This is a genomic window from Pedococcus dokdonensis (assembly GCF_900104525.1).
GTDB classification, from domain to species: domain Bacteria; phylum Actinomycetota; class Actinomycetes; order Actinomycetales; family Dermatophilaceae; genus Pedococcus; species Pedococcus dokdonensis.
The window spans coordinates 2,146,572-2,171,225 of sequence record NZ_LT629711.1 but is presented as its reverse complement, the minus strand read 5'-3'; the positions used below and the strand labels follow the sequence as shown (position 1 = coordinate 2,171,225).

General features: G+C 70.8%; 21 protein-coding genes. 8 read left to right on the top strand and 13 right to left on the bottom strand.

The features are described from left to right. Positions 1-22 precede the first annotated feature (22 nt). The 3 genes from aqpZ to BLQ34_RS19425 all read right to left on the bottom strand — a co-directional run bounded on the left by aqpZ (position 23) and on the right by BLQ34_RS19425 (position 2,769). Positions 23-817 carry an aquaporin Z gene (aqpZ, locus tag BLQ34_RS10185; RefSeq protein WP_091784863.1) on the bottom strand — a complete coding sequence of 265 codons (795 nt, stop codon included), beginning with the start codon at positions 815-817 and terminating at the stop codon, positions 23-25. A 399-nt stretch (positions 818-1,216) separates the two neighbouring features. After that, positions 1,217-2,644, bottom strand: coding sequence for a S10 family peptidase (locus tag BLQ34_RS10180; protein ID WP_231961026.1), 1,428 nt, complete (start codon positions 2,642-2,644; stop codon positions 1,217-1,219). Continuing rightward, complete coding sequence (locus BLQ34_RS19425; RefSeq protein ID WP_269457283.1) at positions 2,641-2,769, bottom strand: hypothetical protein; 129 nt, start codon at positions 2,767-2,769, stop codon at positions 2,641-2,643. Before BLQ34_RS19425 ends, BLQ34_RS10180 begins: the two co-directional genes overlap by 4 nt. Positions 2,770-2,862: 93 nt before the next feature. On the opposite strand from BLQ34_RS19425, the gene BLQ34_RS10175 reads away from it, so the two are divergent. Then, positions 2,863-4,716 carry a Type 1 glutamine amidotransferase-like domain-containing protein gene (locus BLQ34_RS10175; RefSeq protein ID WP_091784857.1) on the top strand — a complete coding sequence of 618 codons (1,854 nt, stop codon included), beginning with the start codon at positions 2,863-2,865 and terminating at the stop codon, positions 4,714-4,716. A gap of 170 nt (positions 4,717-4,886) precedes the next feature. On the opposite strand, the gene galK is transcribed toward BLQ34_RS10175, so the two are convergent. The 4 genes from galK to BLQ34_RS10155 all read right to left on the bottom strand — a co-directional run bounded on the left by galK (position 4,887) and on the right by BLQ34_RS10155 (position 10,001). Then, positions 4,887-6,050, bottom strand: a complete 1,164-nt coding sequence (galK, locus tag BLQ34_RS10170; RefSeq protein ID WP_091784854.1) for a galactokinase — start codon at positions 6,048-6,050, stop codon at positions 4,887-4,889. A gap of 24 nt (positions 6,051-6,074) precedes the next feature. Beyond that, entirely contained in the window at positions 6,075-7,043 is a 969-nt protein-coding gene (galT, locus tag BLQ34_RS10165; RefSeq protein WP_231961546.1) for a galactose-1-phosphate uridylyltransferase, read from the bottom strand. A 154-nt stretch (positions 7,044-7,197) separates the two neighbouring features. Continuing rightward, a complete protein-coding gene (locus BLQ34_RS10160; RefSeq protein ID WP_091784851.1) occupies positions 7,198-8,007 on the bottom strand; it encodes a DeoR/GlpR family DNA-binding transcription regulator in 810 nt (269 codons plus the stop codon). A 5-nt stretch (positions 8,008-8,012) separates the two neighbouring features. After that, positions 8,013-10,001, bottom strand: a complete 1,989-nt coding sequence (locus BLQ34_RS10155) for a beta-galactosidase (protein ID WP_091784848.1) — start codon at positions 9,999-10,001, stop codon at positions 8,013-8,015. 279 nt (positions 10,002-10,280) lie between these two features. Between BLQ34_RS10155 and BLQ34_RS10150 the strand changes: the two genes are divergently transcribed. The 7 genes from BLQ34_RS10150 to BLQ34_RS10120 are packed head-to-tail and all read left to right on the top strand — an operon-like array spanning position 10,281 to position 18,334. Then, positions 10,281-11,633 carry an ABC transporter substrate-binding protein gene (locus BLQ34_RS10150; RefSeq protein ID WP_091789776.1) on the top strand — a complete coding sequence of 451 codons (1,353 nt, stop codon included), beginning with the start codon at positions 10,281-10,283 and terminating at the stop codon, positions 11,631-11,633. A 25-nt stretch (positions 11,634-11,658) separates the two neighbouring features. Beyond that, positions 11,659-12,552, top strand: a complete 894-nt coding sequence (locus tag BLQ34_RS10145; protein WP_231961025.1) for a carbohydrate ABC transporter permease — start codon at positions 11,659-11,661, stop codon at positions 12,550-12,552. Then, the gene (locus tag BLQ34_RS10140) at positions 12,549-13,481 is read left to right on the top strand and encodes a carbohydrate ABC transporter permease (RefSeq protein ID WP_091784845.1); all 933 of its coding nucleotides are present in this window, start codon (positions 12,549-12,551) and stop codon (positions 13,479-13,481) included. The genes BLQ34_RS10145 and BLQ34_RS10140 overlap by 4 nt, the downstream gene beginning before the upstream one ends. Then, positions 13,478-15,652: an alpha-galactosidase gene (locus BLQ34_RS10135; RefSeq protein WP_091784842.1), complete on the top strand. Its 2,175-nt coding sequence runs from the start codon at positions 13,478-13,480 to the stop codon at positions 15,650-15,652. The genes BLQ34_RS10140 and BLQ34_RS10135 overlap by 4 nt, the downstream gene beginning before the upstream one ends. Before the next feature lie 4 nt (positions 15,653-15,656). Beyond that, entirely contained in the window at positions 15,657-16,688 is a 1,032-nt protein-coding gene (gene trpS, locus BLQ34_RS10130; RefSeq protein WP_407946359.1) for a tryptophan--tRNA ligase, read from the top strand. 41 nt (positions 16,689-16,729) lie between these two features. Continuing rightward, positions 16,730-17,245, top strand: a complete 516-nt coding sequence (locus BLQ34_RS10125) for a 2'-5' RNA ligase family protein (protein ID WP_091784839.1) — start codon at positions 16,730-16,732, stop codon at positions 17,243-17,245. Positions 17,246-17,248: 3 nt separating this feature from the next. Next, the gene (locus BLQ34_RS10120) at positions 17,249-18,334 is read left to right on the top strand and encodes a YihY/virulence factor BrkB family protein (protein WP_091784836.1); all 1,086 of its coding nucleotides are present in this window, start codon (positions 17,249-17,251) and stop codon (positions 18,332-18,334) included. 140 nt (positions 18,335-18,474) lie between these two features. Here BLQ34_RS10120 and BLQ34_RS10115 read toward each other — a convergent pair whose 3' ends face one another. The 6 genes from BLQ34_RS10115 to BLQ34_RS10090 form a co-directional block, all read right to left on the bottom strand. Beyond that, complete coding sequence (locus tag BLQ34_RS10115) at positions 18,475-19,758, bottom strand: D-alanyl-D-alanine carboxypeptidase family protein (RefSeq protein ID WP_091784833.1); 1,284 nt, start codon at positions 19,756-19,758, stop codon at positions 18,475-18,477. A gap of 1 nt (position 19,759) precedes the next feature. After that, positions 19,760-20,530, bottom strand: coding sequence for a succinate dehydrogenase iron-sulfur subunit (locus tag BLQ34_RS10110; protein ID WP_172829388.1), 771 nt, complete (start codon positions 20,528-20,530; stop codon positions 19,760-19,762). Further along, positions 20,530-22,305 (bottom strand): succinate dehydrogenase flavoprotein subunit, encoded by a 1,776-nt coding sequence (gene sdhA / locus BLQ34_RS10105; protein WP_091784828.1) that lies wholly within the window; start codon positions 22,303-22,305, stop codon positions 20,530-20,532. Before sdhA ends, BLQ34_RS10110 begins: the two co-directional genes overlap by 1 nt. A 43-nt stretch (positions 22,306-22,348) precedes the next feature. Beyond that, complete coding sequence (locus BLQ34_RS10100; RefSeq protein ID WP_091784825.1) at positions 22,349-22,822, bottom strand: succinate dehydrogenase hydrophobic membrane anchor subunit; 474 nt, start codon at positions 22,820-22,822, stop codon at positions 22,349-22,351. A gap of 16 nt (positions 22,823-22,838) precedes the next feature. After that, positions 22,839-23,216: a succinate dehydrogenase, cytochrome b556 subunit gene (gene sdhC / locus BLQ34_RS10095; protein WP_091784823.1), complete on the bottom strand. Its 378-nt coding sequence runs from the start codon at positions 23,214-23,216 to the stop codon at positions 22,839-22,841. A 173-nt stretch (positions 23,217-23,389) separates the two neighbouring features. Further along, positions 23,390-24,565 (bottom strand): glycosyltransferase family 4 protein, encoded by a 1,176-nt coding sequence (locus BLQ34_RS10090; protein ID WP_091784820.1) that lies wholly within the window; start codon positions 24,563-24,565, stop codon positions 23,390-23,392. Positions 24,566-24,654 lie beyond the last annotated feature (89 nt).

Here is a 24,654-nt window from a genome sequence, read left to right as displayed (position 1 = left end):
GGTGCCCCTCGGGACTGCTGCCTCAGGCGACGGTGGGCTTGAGGTCCTCGGGGTCGACGACGCCGGTGATGTCCTCGTCACGGCGGTCGACGCCGGTCACCAGGTGGTAGGTCGCGCCGGCGATCACGGCGCCGATGATCGGGGCCACCCAGAAGGCCCAGAGCTGGGCGGGTGCGCCGTTGCCGTTGAAGAAGGCCACCGCGGTGGAACGGGCCGGGTTGACCGACGTGTTGCTGATCGGGATCGAGATCAGGTGGATCAGGGTCAGCGCGAGACCGATCGCGATCGGGGCGAAGCCGGTCGGGGCCCGGTCGTCGGTGGCGCCCAGGATGACGTAGAGGAAGAAGGCGGTCAGGATCGCCTCGGCGCACAGCACGGCGACGAGGGTGTAGCCGCCGGGGGAGTGGTCGCCGTACCCGTTCGCCGCGAGGTTGCCGGTGGCGTCGAAGCCGGAGACTCCACGGGCGATGCCCCAGAGCGCCAGCCCGGCGAGCAGTCCACCCAGGACCTGGGCGACGACGTAGAGCGGGACGTCCTTCCAGGGGAACCGCTTCGCGACCGCGACCCCGATCGTCACCGCGGGGTTGAAGTGTGCGCCGGAGACGTGCCCCACGGCATACGCCATCGTGAGGACGGTGAGCCCGAAGGCGAGGGCGACGCCGACGAACCCGATGCCGAGCTGGATCCCCTGTCCCGTCACCACGTTCGGCGCCAGGTACTTGGCCGAGAAGATGGCGCTGCCGCAGCCACCGAAGACGAGCCAGAAGGTGCCGAGGGCCTCCGCGCCCAGGCGTGAGGTCAGTGCAGGTGTGCGCATGCGCAGCTCTCCTCTTGTGCAACAAGTGGGCCCACCCGGCCCCTGCCGGGACAACTCTCCCGCAACCGCACGGCTTTGCCCACCGCGACACCCGGACTGGACGCAGCCGGCTTCCGACAGGTCTGCGGTCGGCACTCCGCCGAAGGGATGAGGGCCGCATCGGGGGACCAGTTCGAAGCGGCGCCGAAGAAGGGGCAAGTGCCGCGAAACGGACGGGCGGTTCCCGGAATTTGCCGAGCCGGTCGCGCTCGGTCGCCTACCTTCGGCTCAGGGTCACGGCGGGCGGCTTTGCAGGGGGGCGGCCGCCGTGGTCCGAAGAACTTTCGGGCCAGCACCGCCCGAGGCAGGGAAGACGCAGCGGCGGTCTACTCCGGCAGCAGGGAAGCCGGAGTCGACTCGCTACCCCCGGCCGCCGGGGGCCGCGCCGCTGGACCGCTGGACGAACGTCGCCAGGTCCTTCGACTGCTGCAGCCGGCTGGGCTCGTGCACGTACATCATGTGCCCGGCCTCGTAGTAGGCGTGCTCGATGTTGTCGCGCAGCGACTCCGGGATCTCCAGGTGCGCCACGACGTCCTGCGCCCCGTAGTAGGGGGTGGCGCCGTCGTGGTAGCCGTAGGCGACGTGCACCTTCAGGTGCGGGTTGCCACGCATCGCCCGTGCCAGCAGGGCGCTCACGTCGATCGGCTTGCCCTCGAACTCCTTGTAGGACCATTCCCTCGAAGCCAGCTCCGAGATCTGCGCGTACGGCAGGTCGTTGAGGTAGCCCAGCTCGTCGCGGACGTAGTGGTTCCACGCCGCGGCGTACGGACCGCTGATGGCGTCCATCGACGGGTCGGCGTCCCAGGTCTCGGCGTTCCCGTGGGCGAGCGGTCCGGAGAACCGCGCGTCGAGACGTCCCACGGCCAGCCCCCGGTCGCGCAGCAGCTCGGTGAAGAAGCGGACGTGCTCGATCCGCAGGTTCGCGCGGTCCACGTACTCCTCCGACAGACCGGTCAGGGCAGCCAGTCGCGCCACGTGCTCGGCGCGCTCCGCCGGGCTGAGCCGCGCACCCCGTGACAGCGCCCACGGGTAGTCGCGGGCGGCATACTCCTCCGCCTCGGCGAGGACGGTCTTGAGGGACTTGCGCCCGTGCTTGCCGTGGTAGTGCGCGGTCGCGGCGTACGTCGGCAGGTAGTCGACGTGCGCGCGGTCGTTCCGGAACTCGAAGTCGACGGTGGCCAGGTCGAGGACCGAGCTGATCAGCATGATCCCGTTGACGTAGAGCCCGTGCCGGGTCTGCAGGTGCTCGGCGAGGGCCGCCGCGCGGATCGTGCCGTAGGACTCGCCGGCGATGAACTTCGGTGACAGCCAACGGTTGTGACGGGTGGTCCAGAGCCGGATCAGCTCACCCACGCTCTCGATGTCGGCCTTGAAGCCGTGGTAGTCCTTCGGCTTGCCGCCCTCGACCGCCCGCGAGTAGCCGGTCGACACCGGGTCGATGAAGACGAGGTCCGAGACGGCCAGCAGCGTCTCGGTGTTGTCGACGAGGCCGTACGGCGGCGGGGTCAGCTGGCCCGCGTCACCGGAGTCGACCCGCCGCGGGCCCAGCAGCCCGAGGTGGAGCCAGACCGAGCTGGAGCCCGGACCACCGTTGAACGCGAACGTCACCGGTCGCCGCGTGCCGGCCGGTGCGTCGAGCACGTATGACGTGACGCTGAGCTCCGCCTTCGCCTTCAGTCCCTTGAACACCCCGTCGTCGAACACCTCCTCGCGCAGCACGATGCGCCCGGCGGTGGCGGTGTACCGCAGGGTGCGTCGACCGACCTTGAGGCTGTGCCGGGTCGTCACCAGGTCGTCCTCCGGGGGACCGGAGGGGCCGCCGGGTTGGGCTTGGCGGCGGAGTCGCCGGCCAGCGGTGAGGTGTCGGCGGGGCTGGTGGGCGCGGGGGAGGTCTGCGTGGTCTCGTCGGCCATGCCCGGCACCCTAGTCCGGGCAACCGGACGCCGGGACGCGTCGAGACCTGCTCGACGGGCGGGACGCTGCGGACCGCACTAGGTTCGGGTCGCATGGGTCACTCTCCGCACCGGCCGCTCCTCGTCGCCGCGCTCGCCGCCGCACTCGCGCTCCCGCTCGCCGCGACCGCCTCCGGCGCAGCGGTCCAGCCGTCCGCCACACCGGTGGGGGAGACGATGGCGCCGATCGGAGGTGGCTACGAGGAGCCCTCGCTGGAGGGCTTCGGACGGCTCTCGGCCCAAGGGGCGAGCGGGCCGACGGTCGACCTCGTCGTGGTGCCGAGCGCCTACGGCGACAAGGCGAAGGACCGCGCGGAGAACCTCGTGCTCGCGCAGGAGCGCACCGACCAGATCGACGCGGCCTGCGACGCCGTCGTCGCCGCGCCCTACACCGGGTGCACCGCTCGCCTCGCGGTGCTGCTCAACCGCAAGGACGCGATGGACCCGGCCAACTCGGTCGGGATCGACAGCGCCGACGGGATCTACATCCTCGGCGGCGACCAGGGGCTGGCCATGAAGGTGCTCGCCGCGTCGCCCGCGGAGGCGGCGATGGGCCGGGCGGCGGCGGCCGGCGCGACGATCGGCGGCACCAGCGCCGGAGCGGCCGTGCAGTCGCGCAACATGATCAACGGCTACGTGGGGTCGCTCGGGCCGGCCGACGGGCTGCAGCGCGGCAGCACGCTGATGTGGTGGGGCGACGACGCCGACCTCGAGCGCGGCCTGGACTTCGGCTCGACCCAGGTCCTCTACGACCAGCACTTCTACCAGCGCGGGCGGTTCGGCCGGCTGCTGTCGACCCTGGCCACCAGCGACGAGCGACGAGGTGGCGCAAGCCTGCTCGGCCTCGGGGTGGACTACGCGACCGGGATCCACAACACCGGTGACCAGACGCTGAGCGGGGTGTTCGGGGCGAGCTCCGCGGCCGTCGTCGACCTCGAGACCCTGCACTCGACGCACTCGTGGGTCGGCAAGGTGCCGGTCCTGTCGGCGCGCAACGTGCTGACCCACCTGCTCACCCCGGGCACCGCGAGCTACGCGATCCCCACCCGCACCCTCACCGTCGACGGCGCCCCGGTCCCGCCGCCAGCACCGCTCGGCTGGACCGCCCCCGCCACCCCGGGCGCGGGCACCCTCTACCTCGGTGGCGACCTCCTCGCCGGTGACGTCCGCACCGGCGGACTGCCGGCCTTCGTGCGCACCGCGACCGCCGCAGCCGACGGGTCGGTGAAGGGCGCACGGATCGTGGTCGTGTCCGCCTCCTCGGGCGACACCACCACCGCCGGCAGGTATGCCGCGGCCCTCAAGACCGCGGGCTGGGGCGGCGTGGTCCAGCAGGTCACCTACGGCACCCCGTCGTGGTCGTCGGCCTCGCTGACCGGCGCCGCTGGGGTGGTGGTCACCGCAGCCGACCCGACGACGCTGGCCCCCGCGATGGCGGACCCGGGCCTCCGGAGCCTGATCGGGGCCGCAGCACGCACCGCTCCCGCGTTCCTCGCCGACGACCACTTCGCTGCTGCGATGGGCAGCTGGTGGTCGCCCAAGGCAGACCCGACCAGCGCCACCCTGGAGGACGAAGGCATCGCCGCCTTCAAGTCCGCCGACGGCGCGTGGCAGCCCGGTCTCGGACTGGTGGCCGCCAACGTCGTGCCGCGGCTCAATGGCGACTCCCGCTGGGGTCGCCTCTACGGCCTCGGCCAGGTCGACCCTGCGCACCTGGCGGTCGGCCTCGCCGACGGGACGGCCGTCGCGCTGACGTCATCCGGCGCCACCGTCGCGGGTGGCAGCTCCGCGGTCGTCCTGGACGGCCGGCAGGCGACCTTCAGCACCGCGGCCAACGGCGCGATCGGTGCGACCAACGTGGTCCTCGACGTCTTCGGCTCCGGTGAGGTGGTGACCTCCGCCCGCTGACCGGACCACCCGGCATACCCCCCGGACCCGCCTCTGCCCCGCCCCTGCCCCGCCCCTGCCCCCTGCACGAACCTTTGCTAGCAAAGGAAACTGGTTGACGGACAGGTTGCAACCTGTCCACCACACCGGAACCTTTGCTAGCAAAGGTTCGTGCAGTCAGCAGTCAGCAGTCAGCGGTCGCGGTGGGCTGATGCGGAGGCGGTGACCACGAAGCAGTCCGGCGCGCTGAAGCCGCGTGCGGCGAAGGCGGCCTCGACAGCCTCGGTCGCCGCCTCGGTCCGGTTGGCGGGCACGAGGGCGATCGCCGAACCGCCGAAGCCGCCACCGGTCATCCGGGCGCCGAGCGCTCCTGCCGCGAGGGCCGCCTCGACGGCGGTGTCGAGCTCGGCCACCGAGATCTCGAAGTCGTCGCGCATGGAGGCGTGGGACTCGACGAAGAGGTCGCCGACCGTTCGGAAGTCGTTGTGGCGCAGCGCCTGCACCGTCTGCCGCACCCGCTCGATCTCGGTCACGATGTGGCGTGCACGGTGTCGCAGCAGGTCGGTCGACAAGGCGGCGAGCTGCCCGTCCAGGTCGTCGACCGCGACCTCGCGCAGGCTGGTGACACCCAGCTCGCGGGCGGCCTGCTCGCAGGACTCGCGGCGCTCGGCGTACTGGCCGTCGACGAGTGCGTGCTCGGCGCGGGTGTCCATGACGAGGAGCGCGAGGTCGTGGGCGGACAGGTCGAACGGCACCTGCGTCGTGCCGTGGTCACGGCAGTCGAGCAACAGGGCCCGGCCGGCCTCGGCCAGCAGCGCCGCGGACTGGTCCATGCCCCCGGTGGGTGCCTGGGCCACGGTGTTCTCGGCCTCCACGCAGACCGCCGCCAGGGCGGCGCGGTCGGAGGCGGTGTCGAGCAGCCCCAGGTCGTGCAGGTCGGACGCCCCGGCAGCGACCGCACACTCCAGCGCGGCCGAGCTGGACAGTCCCGCGCCGAGCGGCACCCGGCCGTCGACCGCCACGTCGAGCCCGCCCACGGTGTGCCCGGCCCGACGCAGTGCCCACGGCACCCCGGCGACGTATGCCGCCCAGCCGGCCGGGTGCCCTGCGCCCACGTCCTCGAGGGTCACCTCCACGACGCCGTCACCCTGCGCGGACACGACCCGCACGAGGTCGTCGTCGCGGCGCCGCACGGCAGCGAAGGTGCGCTGCGGAAGGGCGATCGGCAGGCAGAGGCCACTGTTGTAGTCGGTGTGCTCGCCGATCAGGTTGACCCGACCAGGAGCCGACCAGACGCCGTCAGGCCGGGCGTCGAAGGTGGAGCGGAACAGGTCGGCGGCCGCGTCAGCACTCACCGCGCCATCCTCACAGGACCGTCCTCACGGCGCCACGTCCCGCAGCCGCTCGGCGATCTGTTCCGGCGGCACGTCGTTGACCCAGCCACCCACACCGGACTCGGAGCCTGCCAGGTACTTGAGCTTCTTCGGCGACCGCAGCACCGACATCACCTGGAGGTGCAGCCGGGAGACGTCACGCCCCTGGCGCGCCGGCGCCTGGTGCCAGCCGGCGATGTAGGGCAGCCGAATCGGGCTGCCGTCCTTGGCGACGTAGTAGCGGTCGAGCCGCTGGAGCAGGTCGAGGTAGACCTTGGCGAGGTCGTCGCGCTCGGCGTCGGTGAGCGCGGGCAGGTCGGGCACGTCACGGCGTGGGGCCAGGTGCACCTCGACCGGCCAGCGCGCCGCGAACGGCACGTAGGACACCCAGTGCTCGCTCTCCGCGACGATCCGCACCTTGTCCTCGAGCTCGGCGGCCAGGATGTCGGCACCGAGCAGCCGGCCGGTGCGCGCGTGGTGCTCCTGCGCCTGGGTCAGGATCGCGGCGGAGCGTTGTGGCAGATAGGGATACGCGTAGATCTGACCGTGCGGGTGGTGCAGGGTGACCCCGATCTGCTGGCCGCGGTTCTCGAAGCAGAAGACCTGCTCGACCTCGGGTGACGCGCCGAGCTCGGCGGTGCGGTCGGCCCACGCGTCGATGACGGTGCGGGCCCGCCCGGGCGTCAGCTCGGCGAACGTGGAGTCGTGGTCGCTCGTGAAGCAGACCACCTCGCAGCGTCCCAGCGCGGGCGCGGTGCGCTCGAGGTCGTCGAGGGGCCCGCGGCCGGCGTCGGGATCCGGTTCATGGTCCGAGAGCGGCGCGTAGGAGGGGAAGCGGTTCTCGAACACGACGACGTCGTAGGCCGCCTCGGGCACCTCCGAGGGCACGCTGCCGGTGCCGGTCGGGCACAGGGGGCACTCGTCCTTGGGGGCAGGAAGGTGCGGTTGAGGCGGTGGCCCGCCACGGCCACCCAGTCCCCGACCAGCGCGTCGTGGCGGATCTCCCCGGACCGGGCACGCTCACCGAGCGGGCGCAGGTCCTCGGCGGTGCGCGGCGGTGCGTCGGGGCTGTCGTCGAAGTAGATGATCTCGCGCCCGTCCGCGAGCCGCCGGCTGGTGCGGGTCAGCCTCACGGGGTGCCTCGCCGGCGCCGGTCGAACCGGGTGCGCGGGGCTGCCGTCATCAGCTCCGCGCCGGCCTCGGTGAGGGCGGTGCGGGCCCGCGCGCCCAGCCCCTCGTCGGAGACCACCAGGTCGACCGACGAGAGCGGGATGATGGTGCTGAGCCCGACCGTGCCCCACTTGGTGTGGTCGGCCAGCACGCAGACCTGCCGCGAGGTCTCGACCATCGCCCGGTTGGTCTCGGCCTCCACGAGGTTGGGGGTGGTCAGGCCGGCGCGGGCATCCATGCCGTGGACGCCCAGGAAGAGCCGGTCGACGTGGAGCATCCGCAGGGCCGTCACGGCCACCGGTCCGACGAGGGCGTCGGAGGGGGTGCGGACCCCGCCGGTCAGCACCACCGTCTGGCCCGGTGCGCCGGACTCGTGCAGCAGCTGGGCGACGGGCACCGAGTTGGTCACCACGGTGAGGTCGGGGACCGTGCAGACCGCACGCGCCAGCTCGAACGTCGTGGTCCCGGCCGAGATCCCGATCGCCGCCCCGGGCTCCACGAGCTGGGCGGCGGTCTCGGCGATGGCGATCTTCTGGGCCTGCATCAGACCGGACTTGGCGGTGAATCCAGGCTCCTCGGTCGACCGCGTGCCGACGGCCAGGGCGCCACCGTGCACGCGCTGCACGAGCCCCTCCCCGGCGAGCTGCTCGATGTCACGCCGCACCGTCATGTCCGAGACGCCGAGCTGCTCGACGAGCTCGGACACGCGGACCGCCCCGCTCTCTTCGACGAGGCCCAGGATGGTGGTGCGACGCTGGCTGGCGAGCATCTCGGTCAGTCCTCCCTGACGACGGCGACGCCGCCCGGTGCGAGGGTGATGGTCGGTCCCACGGGGGCGTCGGCCACCAGGTCGTGCCCGCTGGCGGTCACCCGTTGGGGTTCGTGGGTGTCGTTGAGGAGGAACAGCCACGACCCGTTCGCGCCGCTGCGCCGGGTGGCCTCCACGCCCGGAGGCACGTCGGCGACCGGGCTGACGCCGGCCGCAGCGGTCACCCGGGCCAGGAGGTCGGCCAGCGAGTCGTCGTCGGGCAGCGTGCTGAGGTACCACGCCGCCCCCTGCCCGGTGTCGCGACGGGTGAGGCTCGGCCGCCCGCTCAGGGGGCCGGCGGCATACCGGTCGAGCACCTCGGCGTCGACGGCCGTGACGTCCTCGCTCCAGAGCCGGCCGACGCCACCCTCGCCGAGCGCGACGGTGTCGCCGGGGAGCAGCGGGAAGAACTCCTCGACCCGCACGCCGAGCAGGTCCCGAAAGGCGCCGGGGTAGCCCCCGAGGCGCACGTGGTCGTCCTCGGTGGCGATGCCGGAGAAGAAGGTGACGACCACCTGCGCGCCGGCGTCCGCGGCCGCGGAGATGGCGTCGGCGTGCTCGTCGGTCACCAGGTAGAGGGTCGGGACGACGACCACCTGGTATGCCGTGAGGTCAGCTCCCGGGTGCACGACGTCGGCGGTGAAGCCCCGGTCGCGGAGCGCGCGGTGGATCGCGTGGGCGGTGGTCGGGTAACGCAGCTCGCTGGACGGCATGGCGGGTCCGTGCGCAGCCCACTGGGCCTGGTAGTCCCAGAGGATCGCGATGTCCGACTCGACGCGGGACCCCTTGAGGTCGCCGAGTCGGCCGGCCAGCGCCCCCAGCTCGCAGACCTCGCGGAACCGAGCGCTGTCCCGGCCGGCGTGCGGGACGAGCGCCGAGTGGAACTTCTCCGACCCAGACCGGGACTGCCGCCACTGGAAGAAGCCGATCGTGTCGGCGCCCCGGGCGACGTGCGCGATGCTGTCGCGCACGGTCTGGCCGGGGTCCTTCGCGGGGTTGACCGGCTGCCAGTTGACGGCGCTGGTCGAGTGCTCCATGAGCATCCAGGGCGCGCCACCGGCCAACCCGCGGGTGAGGTCGCCGCTGAACGCGAGCTCCGCGCGGGGGTGCTCGAGGGTGGCCACCACGTAGTGGTCGGTGCTGACGACGTCCTGCTCCGGCGCCCACTGGCTGTAGTCGAGGTGCTCGAAGTGGGCCAACGTCATGAAGTTCGTGGTGACCGGCACCCCGGGGGAGAGGTCCTGCAGGATCGCCTTCTCGGTGCGGTAGAAGTCGAGGAGCGTGTCGGACTGGAAGCGCCGGTAGTCGAGGACGTGGGTGGGGTTGGCGAACGTCGTGGTGAGCCGGGGCGGCAGCACCTGGTCCCACTCCGTGTAGCGCTGGCTCCAGAACGCGGTGCCCCAGGCGTCGTTGAGCCGGTCGAGGTCGGCGTAGCGGAGCTCCAGCCACCGGCGGAAGCCCACCGCGCAGGTGTCGCAGTAGCACGGCAGGTTGTGGCAGGCGTACTCGTTGGAGACGTGCCACATGGCCAGGGCCGGGTGGTCGTGGTAGCGCTGCCCGAGCTGGCTGGTCAGCGCCAGGGCGTGGTCGCGGTAGACGCCGGAGCTGGGGCACCACGCCTGGCGGCTGCCCGGCCAGAGCGTGCGACCCTCGTGGTCGACGGGGAGCATCTCGGGGTGGGCTGCCGAGAGCCACGGTGGCGGGGTGGCGGTGGCGGTGGCCAGGTCGACGGCGATGTCGTGCTCGTGGAGCAGGCCCATGATGTCGTCCAGCCACCCGAAGTCGTACTCACCCTTGGCGGGCTCGAGCCAGGACCACGAGAACACGCCCAGGGTCACGAAGGAGACGCCGGACTCACGCATCAGCTCCATGTCCTCGGTCCACACCTCGCGGGGCCACTGCTCAGGGTTGTAGTCGCCGCCGAAGGCGATCCGGTCTGTGGGCCACTGACGCATGGCCGACAGTGTTGCGCCGTGGAGGAAGGCATGTCAACAAAAATCAACATGTCCGCGCCGGGGTCGTCGAAGGTTCTCGCAACGTGGACGGCTGGTCGCATCCGCCCTTGCTGTTGAGCCGATCCAGCTCGATGGTCACGATAGGAGACCGGTCGCCACAAATGCTTGACAGCGATGGGCGAGGCGGTCATCCTCGTTTCTTGTTGGTGGTTTTTGATCGAATCTGTCGAGATGATCGACCTCACCACGTCGGTGCCAATCGCGTTCAAAGGAGACCGCATGTCCCGCCCCGCCACTGAGGCCGAGTACCTCGCCAGCCTCGTCCCCGCATCCGTCCGCGGCGTCAGCCGCCGGACCCTGCTCCGCGGCGCCCTCGGCGCCGGCACCCTGCTCGCCGCCCCCTCGCTCCTCGCCGCCTGCGGTGGCGGGGGCAGCGGCTCCGGTGGCGGTGCCGCCACCGGCACCGTGACCGTCGGCTCCAACCAGTCGGACGCCGTGCCGAAGGCGGCCATCCAGGCCGTCATGGACGCCTTCCAGAAGGCCAACTCGGGTCTGACCGCCAAGATCAACACGATCGACCACAACTCCTTCCAGGAGAACATCAACAACTACCTCCAGGGCTCGCCCGACGACGTGTGGATGTGGTTCTCCGGCTACCGCATGCGCTTCTTCGCCTCCAAGGGCCTCGCCGGCGACATCTCCGACGTCTGGAAGGACCTGTCCGGCGCAGGCATGACCGACGCGCTCAAGAAGGCCTCGACCGGCGACGACGGCAAGCAGTACTTCGTGCCGTCGACCTACTACCCGTGGGCGATGTTCTACCGCAAGAGCGTCTTCGAGAAGTTCGGCTACGAGGAGCCCAAGACCCTCGACGAGTTCAAGGCCCTCGGCGCCCAGATGAAGAAGGACGGCCTCGTGCCGATCGCCTTCGGCGACAAGGACGGCTGGCCGGCCATGGGCACCTTCGACCAGCTCAACCTCCGGGTCAACGGTTACCAGTTCCACGTCGACCTGATGGCCGGCAAGGAGGCCTGGAACAGCGACAAGGTCAAGAAGGTCTTCGACACCTGGGCCGGACTGCTCGACCTGCACCAGCCCGACTCGCTCGGCCGCACCTGGCAGGAGGCCGCGCAGGCGCTCCAGAAGAAGCAGGCCGGCACCTACCTGCTCGGTTCCTTCGTGGCGCAGCAGTTCGAGAAGGGCGCCGAGCAGGAGGACCTCACCTTCTTCAACTTCCCCGAGGTCGACTCCACGATCGGCGCCGACGCCATCGAGGCCCCCATCGACGGCTACATGATGGCCAAGCGGCCCAAGAACGAGGCCGGCGCCAAGAAGCTGCTCGGCTACGTCGGGTCGGCGGACGCGCAGAACATCGTCGTGAAGGCCGACCCCAGCGTCATCGCCACGAACGACAAGGCCGACCAGTCGGGCTACACCTCGCTGCAGAAGAAGTCGGTGGAGTTCGTCTCCCAGGCCAAGTCGATCGCGCAGTTCCTCGACCGCGACACCCGGCCCGACTTCGCGTCGACCGTGATGATCCCGGCAATCCAGTCCTTCATCAAGAACCCGAAGGACATCGACGGCCTCTGCAACAGCATCGAGAACCAGAAGAAGAGCATCTTCGCGAGCTGACGCTCGCCCGGACATCGAGGTTCTCGTGGCACGCACGAAGTACAAGGGGATCGACCACCTCAGCCCGACCGACCGTGTCGTGGTCGGGCTGATGGTGGCGATCCCGACCCTGCTGGTCGTCTGGCTCGTGTGGTTCCCCGCGATCGGGTCGGTGCTGCTCTCCTTCACCAACTGGGACGGCATCGGCTCGATCTCGGACGCCAAGGTCATCGGGCTGAAGAACTACTCCGACGTCGTCAGCATCTACCCGCCGTTCTGGCCGGCGGTGCGCCACAACCTGATCTGGCTGGCCGTGATGTTCCTGCTGGCCACGCCGTTCGGGTTGTTCCTCGCGGTGCTCCTCGACCGCGAGCTGCGCGGCTCGCGGGTCTACCAGACGGCGATCTACCTGCCGGTGGTGCTGTCCCTCGCCCTGGTCGGCTTCATCTGGCAGCTGATCTACAGCCGCGACCAGGGCCTGATCAACCAGGTCACCGGCAGCACCATCGACTGGTACGGCGACCAGCGCTACAACCTGGGAGCGGCGCTGCTGGCGGCGAGCTGGCGGCACGTCGGCTACATCATGCTGCTCTACCTGGCCGGTCTGAAGGGTGTCGACCCGACGCTCCGTGAGGCGGCCCGCGTCGACGGGGCGAACGAGCGCACGACCTTCTTCCGGGTGGTCTTCCCGGTGATGGCGCCGATCAACGTCATCGTGCTGGTCGTCACCGTGATCGAGTCGCTGCGGGCCTTCGACCTGGTGTGGGTGATCAACAAGGGGCGCAACGGGCTCGAGCTCATCTCCACCCTGGTGACGAGCAACATCGTCGGTGAGGCCAGCCGGATCGGCTTCGGCTCGGCGATGGCCACGATGATGCTGGTGATCTCCAGCGTGTTCGTCGCCCTCTACCTGCGCTACATGTTCAAGGAGCAGCGATGACCGCCAGCAGCGAGGCACCCCAGGTGGCGGCGCCGCGGAGCCGGAACCCGTTGACCACCAAGCGCTCGCCGGGCGCCGGGGGCAGGAAGGGCCACCTCGCGGTCCAGGTGTTCCTCGCGGTCGTGGCGCTGGTCTGGTTGTTCCCGGTGCTGTACGCCCTGCTGGGGAGCTTCCGCGACTACCAGTACACCTCGGAGAACGGCTACTTCTCCTTCGGCGGCTTCACGCTGCAGAACTACAAGGACGCCTGGCAGCAGGCGAACTTCTCGCACACCATGCTCAACTCCGCCTACATCACCATTCCCGGGGTCACGCTCACGCTCTTCCTGTCCTGCTGCGTGGCCTTCGTCGTGGCGAGGTTCTCGTGGAAGTTCAACGTGGTCCTGCTCGGTCTCTTCACCGCCGCGAACCTCCTGCCCCCGCAGGCCCTGCTCATCCCGGTCTACCGGATGTTCCGCGCCATCGAGGTGCCCTTCTGGTTCAGCGAGTCGGGCACCCTGCTCAACAGCTACTGGGGCCTGATCGCGGTCAACGTCGCCTTCCAGTCCGGCTTCTGCGCCTTCGTCCTGTCCAACTACATGAAGGCGCTGCCCCGCGAGATCTACGAGTCGGCCGTGGTCGACGGTGCAGGGGTGCTGCGGCAGTTCTTCCAGCTCACCCTTCCACTCTGCCGTCCGCCGCTGGCCGCCCTGGCGACCCTCGAGGTGACCTGGATCTACAACGAGTTCTTCTGGGCGACCGTGCTGCTCCAGTCGGGTGACAAGTTCCCGGTGACGAGCTCGATCAACAACCTGCGTGGTCAGTTCTTCACCGACAACAACCTCGTCGCTGCAGGCTCGATCGTGATCGCGCTGCCCACCCTCATCGTCTTCTTCCTCCTGCAGAAGCAGTTCGTCGCAGGCCTGACCCTGGGAGCAACCAAGGGATGACGTCGCAGACCGCCACCCTCCGGTCCGCTGGCACCTGCCTGGTCCTCGACACGTCCGGAGACGGGCTGCCGAGGGTGCTGCACTGGGGTGCCGACCTGCCCGACGCCGGGGTCGCCGACCTCGCGGCCATCACGCCGGGTCCGGTGCCGCACAACGCGCTCGACCAGCCGTGGCCGCTGACCGTGCTGCCCACCACCGGTGACGGCTGGATGGGCACCCCCGGGTATGCCGTGCACCGCGGCGGTGGCTCGGCCGCGCCGAGGTGGGACGTCACCTCGGCGCGGTCCGAGGACGGCCGCTCGCTCGTGACCACCGCACGGGACGGCGCGACCGAGCTGGTGCTGCGGCACACGCTCGACGAGCACGGTGTGCTCCGGGTCTCCGCGTCCGTGACCAACGCCGGGGGTGGACCGGGCGGCGACACCGGCGCCGACGCCATACCGCTCGACGTGGGGGCACTGCGCGCCCTGCTGCCGCTGCCCTCGCGCGCCACCGAGGTGCTCGACCTGACCGGACGCTGGTGCCGTGAGCGCTCACCCCAGCGGTCGGTGCTGCAGGACGGCACCCACCTGCGCGCCTCACGACGCGGCCGCACGGGTCACGACGCGACCTTGCTCCTCATGGTCGGCACCGCCGGCTTCGGCTTCCGAAGCGGCGAGGTCTGGTCGGTGCACGTCGCCTGGAGCGGCAACCACGAGCACCTCACCGAGCGCCTGCCCGAGGGCGCCGGCATCCACGCCGCCGTGCTCGGCGGGGGCGAGCTGCTCGAGCCCGGCGAGGTGCGGCTGGCGCCCGGCGAGACCTACACCGCACCCGACGTGGTCTTCGTCCACTCCACCGACGGCCTCGACGGGCTGTCCCGCCGGCTGCACCGCAGCCAGCGCGCCACGGCCACCCACAGCAACGACCCCCGCCCGCTGGTCCTGAACACCTGGGAGGCGGTCTACTTCGACCACGACCTCGACCGGCTGACGCAGCTGGCCGACACGGCCGCCGAGATCGGGGTCGGCCGGTTCGTCCTCGACGACGGCTGGTTCGGCAGCCGTCGCGACGACCACAGCGGCCTGGGCGACTGGGTCGTCTCGGGCGACGCGTGGCCGGACGGACTGGCCCCCCTGGTCGACCACGTGAAGGGCCACGGCATGGAGTTCGGGCTGTGGTTCGAGCCCGAGATGGTGAACCTCGACTCCGACCTGGTGCGCGCCCACCCCGACTGGGTCCTCGGGCCGCGAGCCGGGCACCCGCGCCCCTCCCGCGACCAGCACGTGCTCGACCTCGCCAACCCGGAGGCGGCGGCCCACGTCGAGGGGCAGATCAGCGCGCTCGTGGGCGAGCTCGGCATCGACTTCATCAAGTGGGACCACAACCGAGACCTGCACGAGGCCGTGCGGTCCGACTCGCACGGGACCGACCAGCCGGCCGTGCACGCACAGACGACGGCCTTCTACGCCCTGCTCGACCGGTTGCGGGCCGCGCACCCGGACCTGGAGATCGAGTCCTGCTCGAGCGGCGGGGCGCGGGTCGACCTGGGGGTGCTCGCCCGCACCGACCGGATCTGGACGAGCGACTGCAACGACGCGCTCGAGCGTGCCCAGATCCAGCGCTGGACCTCGCTGCTCGTGCCGGCCGAGCTGATGGGCACCCACATCGGTCCTGCGACCGCCCACACCACCCACCGCACCCTCGACCTGTCCTTCCGCATGCTGCTGGCCCTCCAGGGCCACGCCGGGCTGGAGTGGGACGTCACCGGCTGCTCCGCAGACGAGCTGACGGCGCTGGCCGCCTGGTCGGCGCTCTACCGCGAGCTGCGGCCACTGGTGCACACCGGCGACCTGGTGCGCGCCGACCTGCCCGAGGAGCAGGGCCTGCTCGTGACCGGCACGGTCGCGCAGGACGGTGCGCAGGCGGCATACACGGTGCTGCGCACGCACACGGGGCCGTCGGCCACCCCGGGGCTGCTCACGCTCCCGGGGCTCAACCCCGCGCGCAGCTACACGGTGCGGATCCGGCCGGAGGCGGGACTGCCGGCCGTCACTCAGTCGCGCGGACCCGGGTGGTGGGAGCAGGCTCTCGACGACGGGATCCGGGTCAGCGGTGCCGCCCTCGGCCAGGTCGGATTGGCCCTGCCGGTGCTCAACCCTGCCCAAGGTTTCCTCCTGCACCTGACCTGATTGAATGACGGGCATGCCTGAATCGTCCGCGCCTGCCGTGCTGCCCCGGATCCTGTCCGGGATGCAGCCGACCAGTGACTCCCTGCACCTCGGCAACTACCTCGGGGCGCTGGTCAACTGGGTGAAGCTGCAGGACGAGTTCGACGCCTACTACTTCGTCGCCGACCTGCACGCCCTCACCGTCCCGACCGAGCCGGCGGTGCTGCGGCAGCGCACCCGGGTGACCGCCGCGCAGTTCCTGGCCGGCGGGGTCGACCCCAAGCGGTCCGCCGTGTTCTGCCAGAGCCACGTCACCGAGCACGCCGAGCTCGGCTGGGTGATGAACTGCCTCACCGGTGACGGCGAGGCCCGGCGGATGACGCAGTTCAAGGACAAGGTCGCCAAGGGCCAGAATGCCAACGTCGGCCTGCTCACCTACCCGATGCTGATGGCTGCCGACATCCTGATGTACGACGCCGCCTACGTGCCGGTCGGTGAGGACCAGCGCCAGCACCTCGAGATCACCCGAGACCTCGCAGAGCGCTTCAACTCGCGGTTCGGCGCGACCCTCGTGGTGCCCGACGCCTACATCGTCAAGGGCTCGGCCAAGATCATGGACCTGCAGGACCCCACGGCCAAGATGAGCAAGACCGGCTCGTCGCCCAAGGGCCTGATCGACCTGATGGAGGACCCGGCGCGGATCGCCAAGAACATCCGCTCGGCCGTCACCGACACCGACGGTGAGGTCCGCTACGACCCCGACACCAAGCCCGGCGTCTCCAACCTGCTGGTGATCCACTCGGTGCTGTCGGGCACTCCCGTGGACAAGCTGGTCGCGACCTTCGCCGGTCGCGGTTACGGCGACCTCAAGAAGGAGGTGGCCGACGTCGTCGTCGAGCGCCTCACGCCGTTCCAGGAGCGGATGCGCGAGCTGCTCGACGACCCGGCCGAGCTCGACCGGATCCTGGCCGACGGGGCCGACCGGGCCCGCGAGGTCGCCCGCGCCACGATGGCCCGGGTGCGCGACGCTGCAGGACTGTTGCCCAGTGCTCGATAGGACTGCAGTGCCCGCTGAGAGCCTTCGGTAGGGTCGCCGTCGTGCCCACCATCGGTGTGTCCATCGCCATCCCGTCACCCCACGCGGAGATGCTGCAGGCCAAGCGCGCGTCGTTCGGCGACCCGCTGGCCGAGTCGATCCCGACCCACGTGACCCTGCTGCCCCCGACCGAGGTCGAGGACGACGAGCTGGCGGCGGTGGCCGAGCACCTCGAGGACGTTGCCGCGAAGGGCCGGTCGTTCCCGATGGTGCTGCGCGGGACCGGGTCGTTCCGGCCGATCTCGCCGGTGGTCTTCGTCCAGGTCTCTGGCGGGCTGGCCGACTGCGAGCTGCTGGAGAAGTCGGTGCGCCGGGGCCCGCTCAAGCGCAAGCTCGACTTCTACTACCACCCGCACGTCACGGTGGCCCACCACGTGTCCGACGACAACCTCGACCGCGCCTTCCGCGAGCTGGCCGGCTTCGAGTGCACCTTCGACGTCAGCGAGTTCCACCTCTACGAGCACGGTGCCGACGGCGTCTGGCGGCCGGTGCGGTCGTTCGCGCTGGGCGGGGCCTGACCCGTGCAGACCCTCAAGGCCTGGTGGGCCCGGCTGCAGGGCACCCCGGTGTGGCGGGCGTGGAAGCGCTACGGCGACCACCGCGGCAACCTCATCGCCGGAGGCGTCGGCTACTTCGCGTTCTTCTCGGTCTTCCCCGCGGTGCTGCTGGCCTTCACGGTCTTCGGCATCGTGCTGCGCAGCCAGCCGCAGCTGCTCGCCGACACCAAGGACGCCATCAACGACCTGCTGCCCGGGTTCGTCAAGACCGACGCCAACCCCGACGGCATCATCGACGTCAAAGCGCCCACGGGCGCCGCGCTCTCCGTCCAGGGCGTCATCTCGGTGGTGGGCCTCGTCCTCGCCGGCACCGGCTGGCTCGGCGCGCTGCGCGACGGCATCCGGGCGATCTTCGGGGTCGAGGGCTCGCCCGGCAACGTCGTGCTGGCCAAGCTCCGTGACCTCGGGGTGCTGCTGCTCCTGGGCGTCGCGATCCTGCTGTCTGCCGCGGTCGGCGCGGTAGCCGGATCGGCCGCCACGTGGGTGGCCGAGCTGGTCGGGCTCGGGGGTCAGGAGTGGGTCCTCGGCGTCGTGGCGTTCGTCGTGGGCGTCGCGCTCGACGGCGCCATCGTCGCGGTGATGCTGCGCATCCTCTCCGGCGTCGACCTGCCGTGGCCCGCGGTCCGCAACGGCGCCATCTTCGGCGGCGTCGGCCTCACCGTGCTCAAGACGTTCGGTGCGGTCCTGCTGTCGAGCACCACGGACAACAAGCTCTACCTCGGGTTCGCCCTGGTGGTGGGCCTGCTCGTGTGGCTCAACTTCATGTCGCGCGTCATCCTCGTCTCGGCTGCCTGGGCCGCGAACGACCTCGACACCGGCCGAGCCGCCACGCCCGGCCTCAGCGCGGGGCAGGTCGACAAGCTGGTCGAGGGGCCCGACACCGAAGCGCTCGTGACGGTCCGCCAGCGCACGGATGCCGGTCTGCCGACCTTCGGGCAGCGGGCGGCCGACCGCACCAGCGTCGCCGCCGGGGCGGTGCTCGGCGCCATCGGGGCGGTCGCGGTCGGCACCGTCGCCCGCGGCATACGCAGCCTCGTCCGCCGCCGCTGAGGCCGCGCCAGCACGTCCCGATGGGGGTGCACCGAGCCTGGCACACATATTCATGTGGTCGCGGATGTCACCTGCCGACTGGCGTCACTCTTCGGCGTCGAAAACGTCGCAGCCTACCTGCGGTCACCCCGTAGCTGGACTCAGCGGTGGCGGGGGCGGCCCTTGGCGCGCCGCCGCTTGATCACTGCACGGCGGCGGACGAAGAGGAGGGTGAGCGCCAGGACCAGCAGCGCGATGCCGGCCTCGACGAGCTGCTCGGTGTCGAGCCGCCGACCGGCGGGGCGGGTGTCGGTCTGTGCGGGGGCGCCGGCCACCACGGGTGCACCGCCTGCGCCCGGGCCGGCGTCGGGCGCGAGGCTGGGTGAGGTGGCGCTCGGGAGCGGGGTCGGAGGCGTCGTGACGGTGCCCGGCTCGACCATCTCGCCGACAGCGCCGGCCACGGCCCCGTAGCGGAAGGCCCAGTCGTACATCGCCGCCTGGGGGCGCCACGACGAGTCCAGCCCGTACATCTCGCTGAGCAGGTAGGTCTTCCCGCCGCGGGTCACCGCCGAGATGTAGGTGCGGTTGGCGTGCTCGGTGTAGCCGTTCTTGATCCCGATCGTGCCCGCGTAGTTGTAGAGCAGCTTGTTGTGGTTCTGGATCTTGTAGGTCGCGCGCTTCTTCGTCTTCGGGTCCACTCGCCCGGGGAAGTCCACCTGTTTCGTGGTGACGTAGGCGCGGAAGTCCTTCAGCTGCAAGGCAGCCCGCCCGATCAGGGCGAGGTCGTAGGCGCTCGAGGTCTGCCCCGGTGCGTCCAGGCCAGAAGGGTCCTTTGCGACCGTGTCGTGCGCCCCCAGGTATGCCGCCCGCTCGTTCATCGCGGCCAGCGTCACCTCGCGGCCGCCCCCGGCCTCGGCCAGCGCGTAGGCCGCGTCGTTGCCCGATGACATGAGCAGGCCCTGGAACAGCTGGCGTCCGGTGTAGGGGAGCCCGGGCACGACTCCGACCCGCGTCCCGTCGGCGTTGGCGTCCGACTGGGTCGCGACCACCTTGCGGGTCGCCGGCACCTTCGGGATGAGGGTGAGGGCCGTCAGCGTCTTGAGCGTGCTGGCGGGCAGCAACCGGGCATGCGCCGCCTTCGCTGCGACCACCTTGCCCGTGTCGAGGTCGGCCAGCACCCACGACACGTCCTTGAGCCTGGGCGGCGCAGGCACGCCGGCCGGCAGGTCCGTGACCACCCCCATCGAGGCCAGCTGCGGACCCCCGACGGACACCTGCGGGTCCACCGTCGCCCGCGGCACCGGGAGGGTCTTCGTGGTGGCCGAAGGAGTCGGCTTCGCCACCGCAACCGCAGCCCCCGCGTCGATCGTCCCCGCCGACAGCGCTGCAGCGATCAGGACGGCAAGGCCCGCGCGCCGGTGGCCGTGACCGCGAAGCCGGGTCACCTCAGAACCGAGAGGTCAGGAGCGCGCGCTTCACTTCCTGGATCGCCTTGGTCACCTCGATGCCACGAGGACATGCGTCGGTGCAGTTGAAGGTGGTGCGGCAGCGCCACACCCCCTCCTTGTCGTTCAGGATCTCCAACCGCTGCGTGCCGCCGTCGTCGCGGCTGTCGAAGATGAAGCGGTGCGCGTTGACGATGGCGGCCGGGCCGAAGTACTGGCCGTCGTTCCAGAACACCGGGCAGCTCGTCGTGCAGGCAGCGCAGAGGATGCACTTGGTGGTGTCGTCGAAGCGGTCGCGGTCGGCCTGGCTCTGGATCCGCTCGCGGGTCGGCTCGTTGCCCTCGGTGATGAGGAACGGCATGACCTCGCGGTAGGCGTCGAAGAACGGCTCCATGTCGACGATGAGGTCCTTCTCGACGGGAAGGCCCTTGATCGGCTCGACGGTGATCGGCTTGTCGGGGTTGACGTCCTTGATGAGCGTCTTGCAGGCGAGCCGGTTCTTGCCGTTGATCCGCATCGCGTCGGAGCCGCACACGCCATGGGCGCAGGACCGGCGGAACGACAGCGAGCCGTCCTGGTCCCACTTGATCTGGTGCAGCGCGTCGAGCACGCGGTCAGTGGCGTGCGAGGTGACCTCGTAGGTCTCCCAGTGCTGCTCGCTGTCGGTCTCGGGGTCGAACCGGGCGATCTTCAGCGTCACGGTGAACGACGGCACCGCACCGGCCTTGGCGGACTCGCCGGTGTTCTGGGTCTTCTCTGCGGTCGCGGTCATCAGTACTTGCGCTCCATCGGCTGGTAGCGGGTGACGGTCACGGGCTTGTAGTCGAGCCGCACCTCGTCGGCGAACTTCGGGCCCTCTTCCACGTCGGTCACGGGGGCGCGGTAGGCCATCGTGTGGCGCATGAAGTTCACGTCGTCGCGGGCTTCGTAGTCCTCGCGGAAGTGGCCACCGCGGGACTCCTTGCGGGCCAGCGCGCCGAGGGTGATGACCTCGGCCAGCTCGATGAGGAAGCCGAGCTCGACCGCCTCGAGCAGGTCGGTGTTGTAGCGCTTGCCCTTGTCCTGCACCACGACGGAGGCGTAGCGCTCCTTCAGCTCGTCGATGACGCCGAGGGCCTCCTTCATCGAGGCCTCGGTGCGGAACACCTGGACGTTGCGGTCCATCGTCTCCTGGAGGGCGCGGCGCAGGTCGGCCACCCGCTCGCCGCTCTCTCGGGTGCGGATCGTCTCGACCATGCCCTCGACGAGCGCCGACGGGTGCTCGGGCAACTCGACGAACGGTGCGTTCGCGGCATACTCCGCGGCGGCGATGCCGGCACGGCGGCCGAAGACGTTGATGTCGAGGAGGCTGTTGGTGCCGAGCCGGTTGGACCCGTGCACGGAGACGCAGGCGACCTCACCGGCGGCGAACAGGCCGGGCACGACGTCGGTGTTGTTGCGCAGCACCTCGGTCTCGACGTTGGTCGGCACACCACCCATGGCGTAGTGCGCGGTCGGGTAGACCGGCACCGGCTCGGTGTAGGGCTCGACGCCGAGGTAGGTGCGTGCGAACTCGGTGATGTCGGGGAGCTTCGCGTCGATGTGGGCCGGCTCGAGGTGGGTCAGGTCGAGCAGCACGTAGTCCTTGTTGGGACCGGCGCCGCGGCCCTCGCGCACCTCGTTGGCCATCGACCGGGCGACGATGTCGCGGGGGGCGAGGTCCTTGATGGTGGGGGCGTAGCGCTCCATGAAGCGCTCGCCGTCGGCGTTGCGCAGGATGCCGCCCTCGCCGCGGGCGGCCTCGGAGAGCAGGATGCCGAGCCCGGCCAGGCCGGTCGGGTGGAACTGGAAGAACTCCATGTCCTCCAACGGGATCCCGCGGCGGAAGGCCACGCCCATGCCGTCACCGGTGAGGGTGTGGGCGTTGGAGGTGGTCTTGAAGACCTTGCCGGTGCCACCGGTCGCGAAGACGACGGACTTGGCCTGGAACACGTGCAGCTCACCGGTCGCCAGCTCGTAGGCGACGACTCCCGCGGTGTGCTCGACACCGTCCGGGCCGGTGTTCATCAGCAGGTCGAGGACGTAGAACTCGTTGTAGAACTCGACTCCCTGCTTGACGCAGTTCTGGTAGAGCGTCTGCAGGATCATGTGACCGGTGCGGTCGGCCGCGAAGCACGACCGGCGCACGGCCGCCTCACCGTGGTTGCGGGTGTGCCCACCGAACCGGCGCTGGTCGATCTTGCCCTCGGGGGTGCGGTTGAACGGCAGCCCCATCTTCTCGAGGTCGATCACCGCGTCGATGGCCTCGCGGCACATGATCTCCGCCGCGTCCTGGTCGACGAGGTAGTCACCGCCCTTGACGGTGTCGAAGGTGTGCCACTCCCAGTTGTCCTCCTCGACGTTGGCGAGGGCGGCGCACATGCCGCCCTGGGCCGCGCCGGTGTGGGACCGGGTGGGGTAGAGCTTGGTCAGCACCGCCGTGCGGGTCCGGGTGCTCGACTCGAGCGCCGCCCGCATGCCGGCTCCGCCGGCCCCGACGATCACGACGTCGTACTTGTGCGTCTGCATCAGTGCTGTGTCCTTCGGAGTTCCAGGGTCAGGTGGTCCGGCGTCATCGTGCGGTGCACACGGAGAGGGTGGAGGACGGGTCCAGGCACGGGTCGAAGGTGAAGATCACCAGCGTGCCGAGCACCATGACGAGCACCGCGCTCGTGACCAGCAGGCCCTTGAGGATCCAGCGGGTGCGGTCCTTCTCGGTGTAGTCGTTGATGATCGTGCGGACCCCGTTGAAGCCGTGCAGCTCGGCGAGCCACAGCATCAGCAGGTCCCAGGTCTGCCAGAACGGGCTGCTCCACTTGCCGGCGACGAACGCGAAGTCGATGCCGTGGATGCCCTCGCCCAGCATCAGGTTGACGAACAGGTGCCCGAACACGAGGACGAGGAGCAGCACGCCGCTGGCGCGCATGAAGACCCACGACCAGAGCTCGAAGTTGCCGCGGCCCTTGGAGACCCGCCGATAGCGGGACTTGGTCGTGGAGACGGCGTCGGGACCGGCGTGGTAGTTGGCCTCGGTGGTGGCGCTCATGAGTTCCCCCGCGCTCTCAGTGCGTGAACACGATGGTCAGGTGCCGGATCGCGAAGGGCGCGAAGAGCACGACGAATCCGATGACGACCGCCCAGAACAGCTGCCGCTGGTAGCGGGGCCCCTTGGACCAGAAGTCGACGGCGATGATGCGCAGGCCGTTGAGCGCGTGGAAGATCACCGCGGCGACGAGCCCGGCCTCACCCAGACCCACGATGGGGTTCTTGTAGGCCTCCATCACCTCGTTGTAGGCGTCGGGGGAGACCCGCACCAGCGCCGTGTCGAGCACGTGCGCGAACAGGAAGAGGAAGAGGAGGAGGCCACTGACTCGGTGGGCCACCCACGACCACATGCCTTCACGGCCGCGGTAGAGGGTGCCGTTGGCTGCCTGCGCCACTGCGCGTCCCTTTCGAAGCAGATGTCACGGCAGTCGTCGTCCAGCGTCGATGGCCGTAGTACGTCCGTCAGGTTATCGGCCCTGCGCTCGGACCGATAACGCGCCCGCTGTGAGAAAGCAGACAGGCCCGGTTACCGCCGGGTATGCCGCGTGGCCGGGCGGGTGCCCGGGTCTCACCCCACGTGTTCGCGCTCGCCGTCGGGCAGGGACGGGCGGGACCCGTGGGTCGCCCTCGCGATGTCGTAGTGGCCGAGCAGCTGCCCGGTGAGCGCAGCCCAGGAACGGCCCTCGACCCCGGCCCGCCCGGCCGCGCCCATCGCCCGGCGCTTCACGCCGTCGCCGGCCAGGTGGACCACGGCCTCGCGCAGCGAACCGGGGTCGTCGGGGTCGAAGAGCAGGCCGGTGCGGGAGTGGTCGACCAGGTCGAGCGGTCCGCCGCGGGCCGGTGCCACGACCGGGAGCCCGGTGGCGGCCGCCTCCTGGAGGGTCTGGCCGAACGTCTCGCGGGTCCCGGGGTGCACGAAGAGGTCGACGGCGGCATACGCCCTCGCGAGGTCGTCGCCCTCGCGCCGTCCCAGGAAGACGGCGTCGACCCCGGCCGCCGCGAGGAGGGCCGCGTCCGGCTCGCGGGTGGGACCGTCGCCGACCAGCACCACCCGCAGCCCCGCCAGACCCGTGAGCCCCGCGAGCCGGTGCAGCTCCTTCTCGAGGGCCAGGCGTCCCACGTAGCCGACGAGCAGCTGGCCGTCGGGGGCGAGCGACCGGCGCAGGGCGGCCGTGCCGGCGTCGAGCCGCCACCCCGGGTGGAACTGGACGGCGTCGACGCCGCGCGCCCACAACGCGGTGCGGGGCACGCCGTGGGCTCGCAGCTCGGCCAGCGTCGCCGACGACGGCGCGAGGGTCAGGTCGGCCAGCTCGTGCATCCGCCTGATCCACCGCCACGCGGCCCTCGCCGCGCCGCGCCCCACCGCACCCCGGCCGTGCTGGCGCAGGTAGCTGGGCATGTCGGTCTGGTAGACCGCCACCGTCGGGAGGTCGAGGCGGTCGGCTGCCGACAGGGCACTGGCCCCCAGGACGAAGGGCGAGGCGACGTGCACCACGTCGGGGCGGAAGTCGGCCAACAGCGACTCCACCTCGCCACCCAGCGGGAGCCCCACCGGGAACTGGCGGACGGGCACGGACGCGAGGCCGTGCACGGCATACCCGGCGTAGGACGTGGGCGCCGGCCGCGGCGCGATGACGACCACCTCGTGGCCGCCGTCGCGCAGGCACTCCACCACCCGGCAGACGCTCGTGGTCACGCCGTTCAGGTAGGGCAGGAAGGACTCGGTCACGATGGCGACTCGCACGACTCCAGCGTCCGCACCGCCGGTGAGGAGACGGCCACGGCCAGGGGTGTGTCAGGTGAGCGGCGGGTGACCGGCTGGTGGGTGGGCTA

Bases quoted from the DNA above. Each gene is read 5' to 3' on its own strand.
- aqpZ (WP_091784863.1), bottom strand. From the start codon at position 817: ATGCGCACACCTGCACTGACCTCACGCCTGGGCGCGGAGGCCCTCGGC.
- BLQ34_RS19425 (WP_269457283.1), bottom strand. From the start codon at position 2,769: ATGGCCGACGAGACCACGCAGACCTCCCCCGCGCCCACCAGCCCCGCC.
- BLQ34_RS10175 (WP_091784857.1), top strand. From the start codon at position 2,863: ATGGGTCACTCTCCGCACCGGCCGCTCCTCGTCGCCGCGCTCGCCGCC.
- BLQ34_RS10160 (WP_091784851.1), bottom strand. From the start codon at position 8,007: ATGCTCGCCAGCCAGCGTCGCACCACCATCCTGGGCCTCGTCGAAGAG.
- BLQ34_RS10155 (WP_091784848.1), bottom strand. From the start codon at position 10,001: ATGCGTCAGTGGCCCACAGACCGGATCGCCTTCGGCGGCGACTACAAC.
- BLQ34_RS10150 (WP_091789776.1), top strand. From the start codon at position 10,281: ATGTCCCGCCCCGCCACTGAGGCCGAGTACCTCGCCAGCCTCGTCCCC.
- BLQ34_RS10140 (WP_091784845.1), top strand. From the start codon at position 12,549: ATGACCGCCAGCAGCGAGGCACCCCAGGTGGCGGCGCCGCGGAGCCGG.
- BLQ34_RS10135 (WP_091784842.1), top strand. From the start codon at position 13,478: ATGACGTCGCAGACCGCCACCCTCCGGTCCGCTGGCACCTGCCTGGTC.
- trpS (WP_407946359.1), top strand. From the start codon at position 15,657: ATGACGGGCATGCCTGAATCGTCCGCGCCTGCCGTGCTGCCCCGGATC.
- BLQ34_RS10110 (WP_172829388.1), bottom strand. From the start codon at position 20,530: ATGACCGCGACCGCAGAGAAGACCCAGAACACCGGCGAGTCCGCCAAG.
- sdhA (WP_091784828.1), bottom strand. From the start codon at position 22,305: ATGCAGACGCACAAGTACGACGTCGTGATCGTCGGGGCCGGCGGAGCC.
- BLQ34_RS10100 (WP_091784825.1), bottom strand. From the start codon at position 22,822: ATGAGCGCCACCACCGAGGCCAACTACCACGCCGGTCCCGACGCCGTC.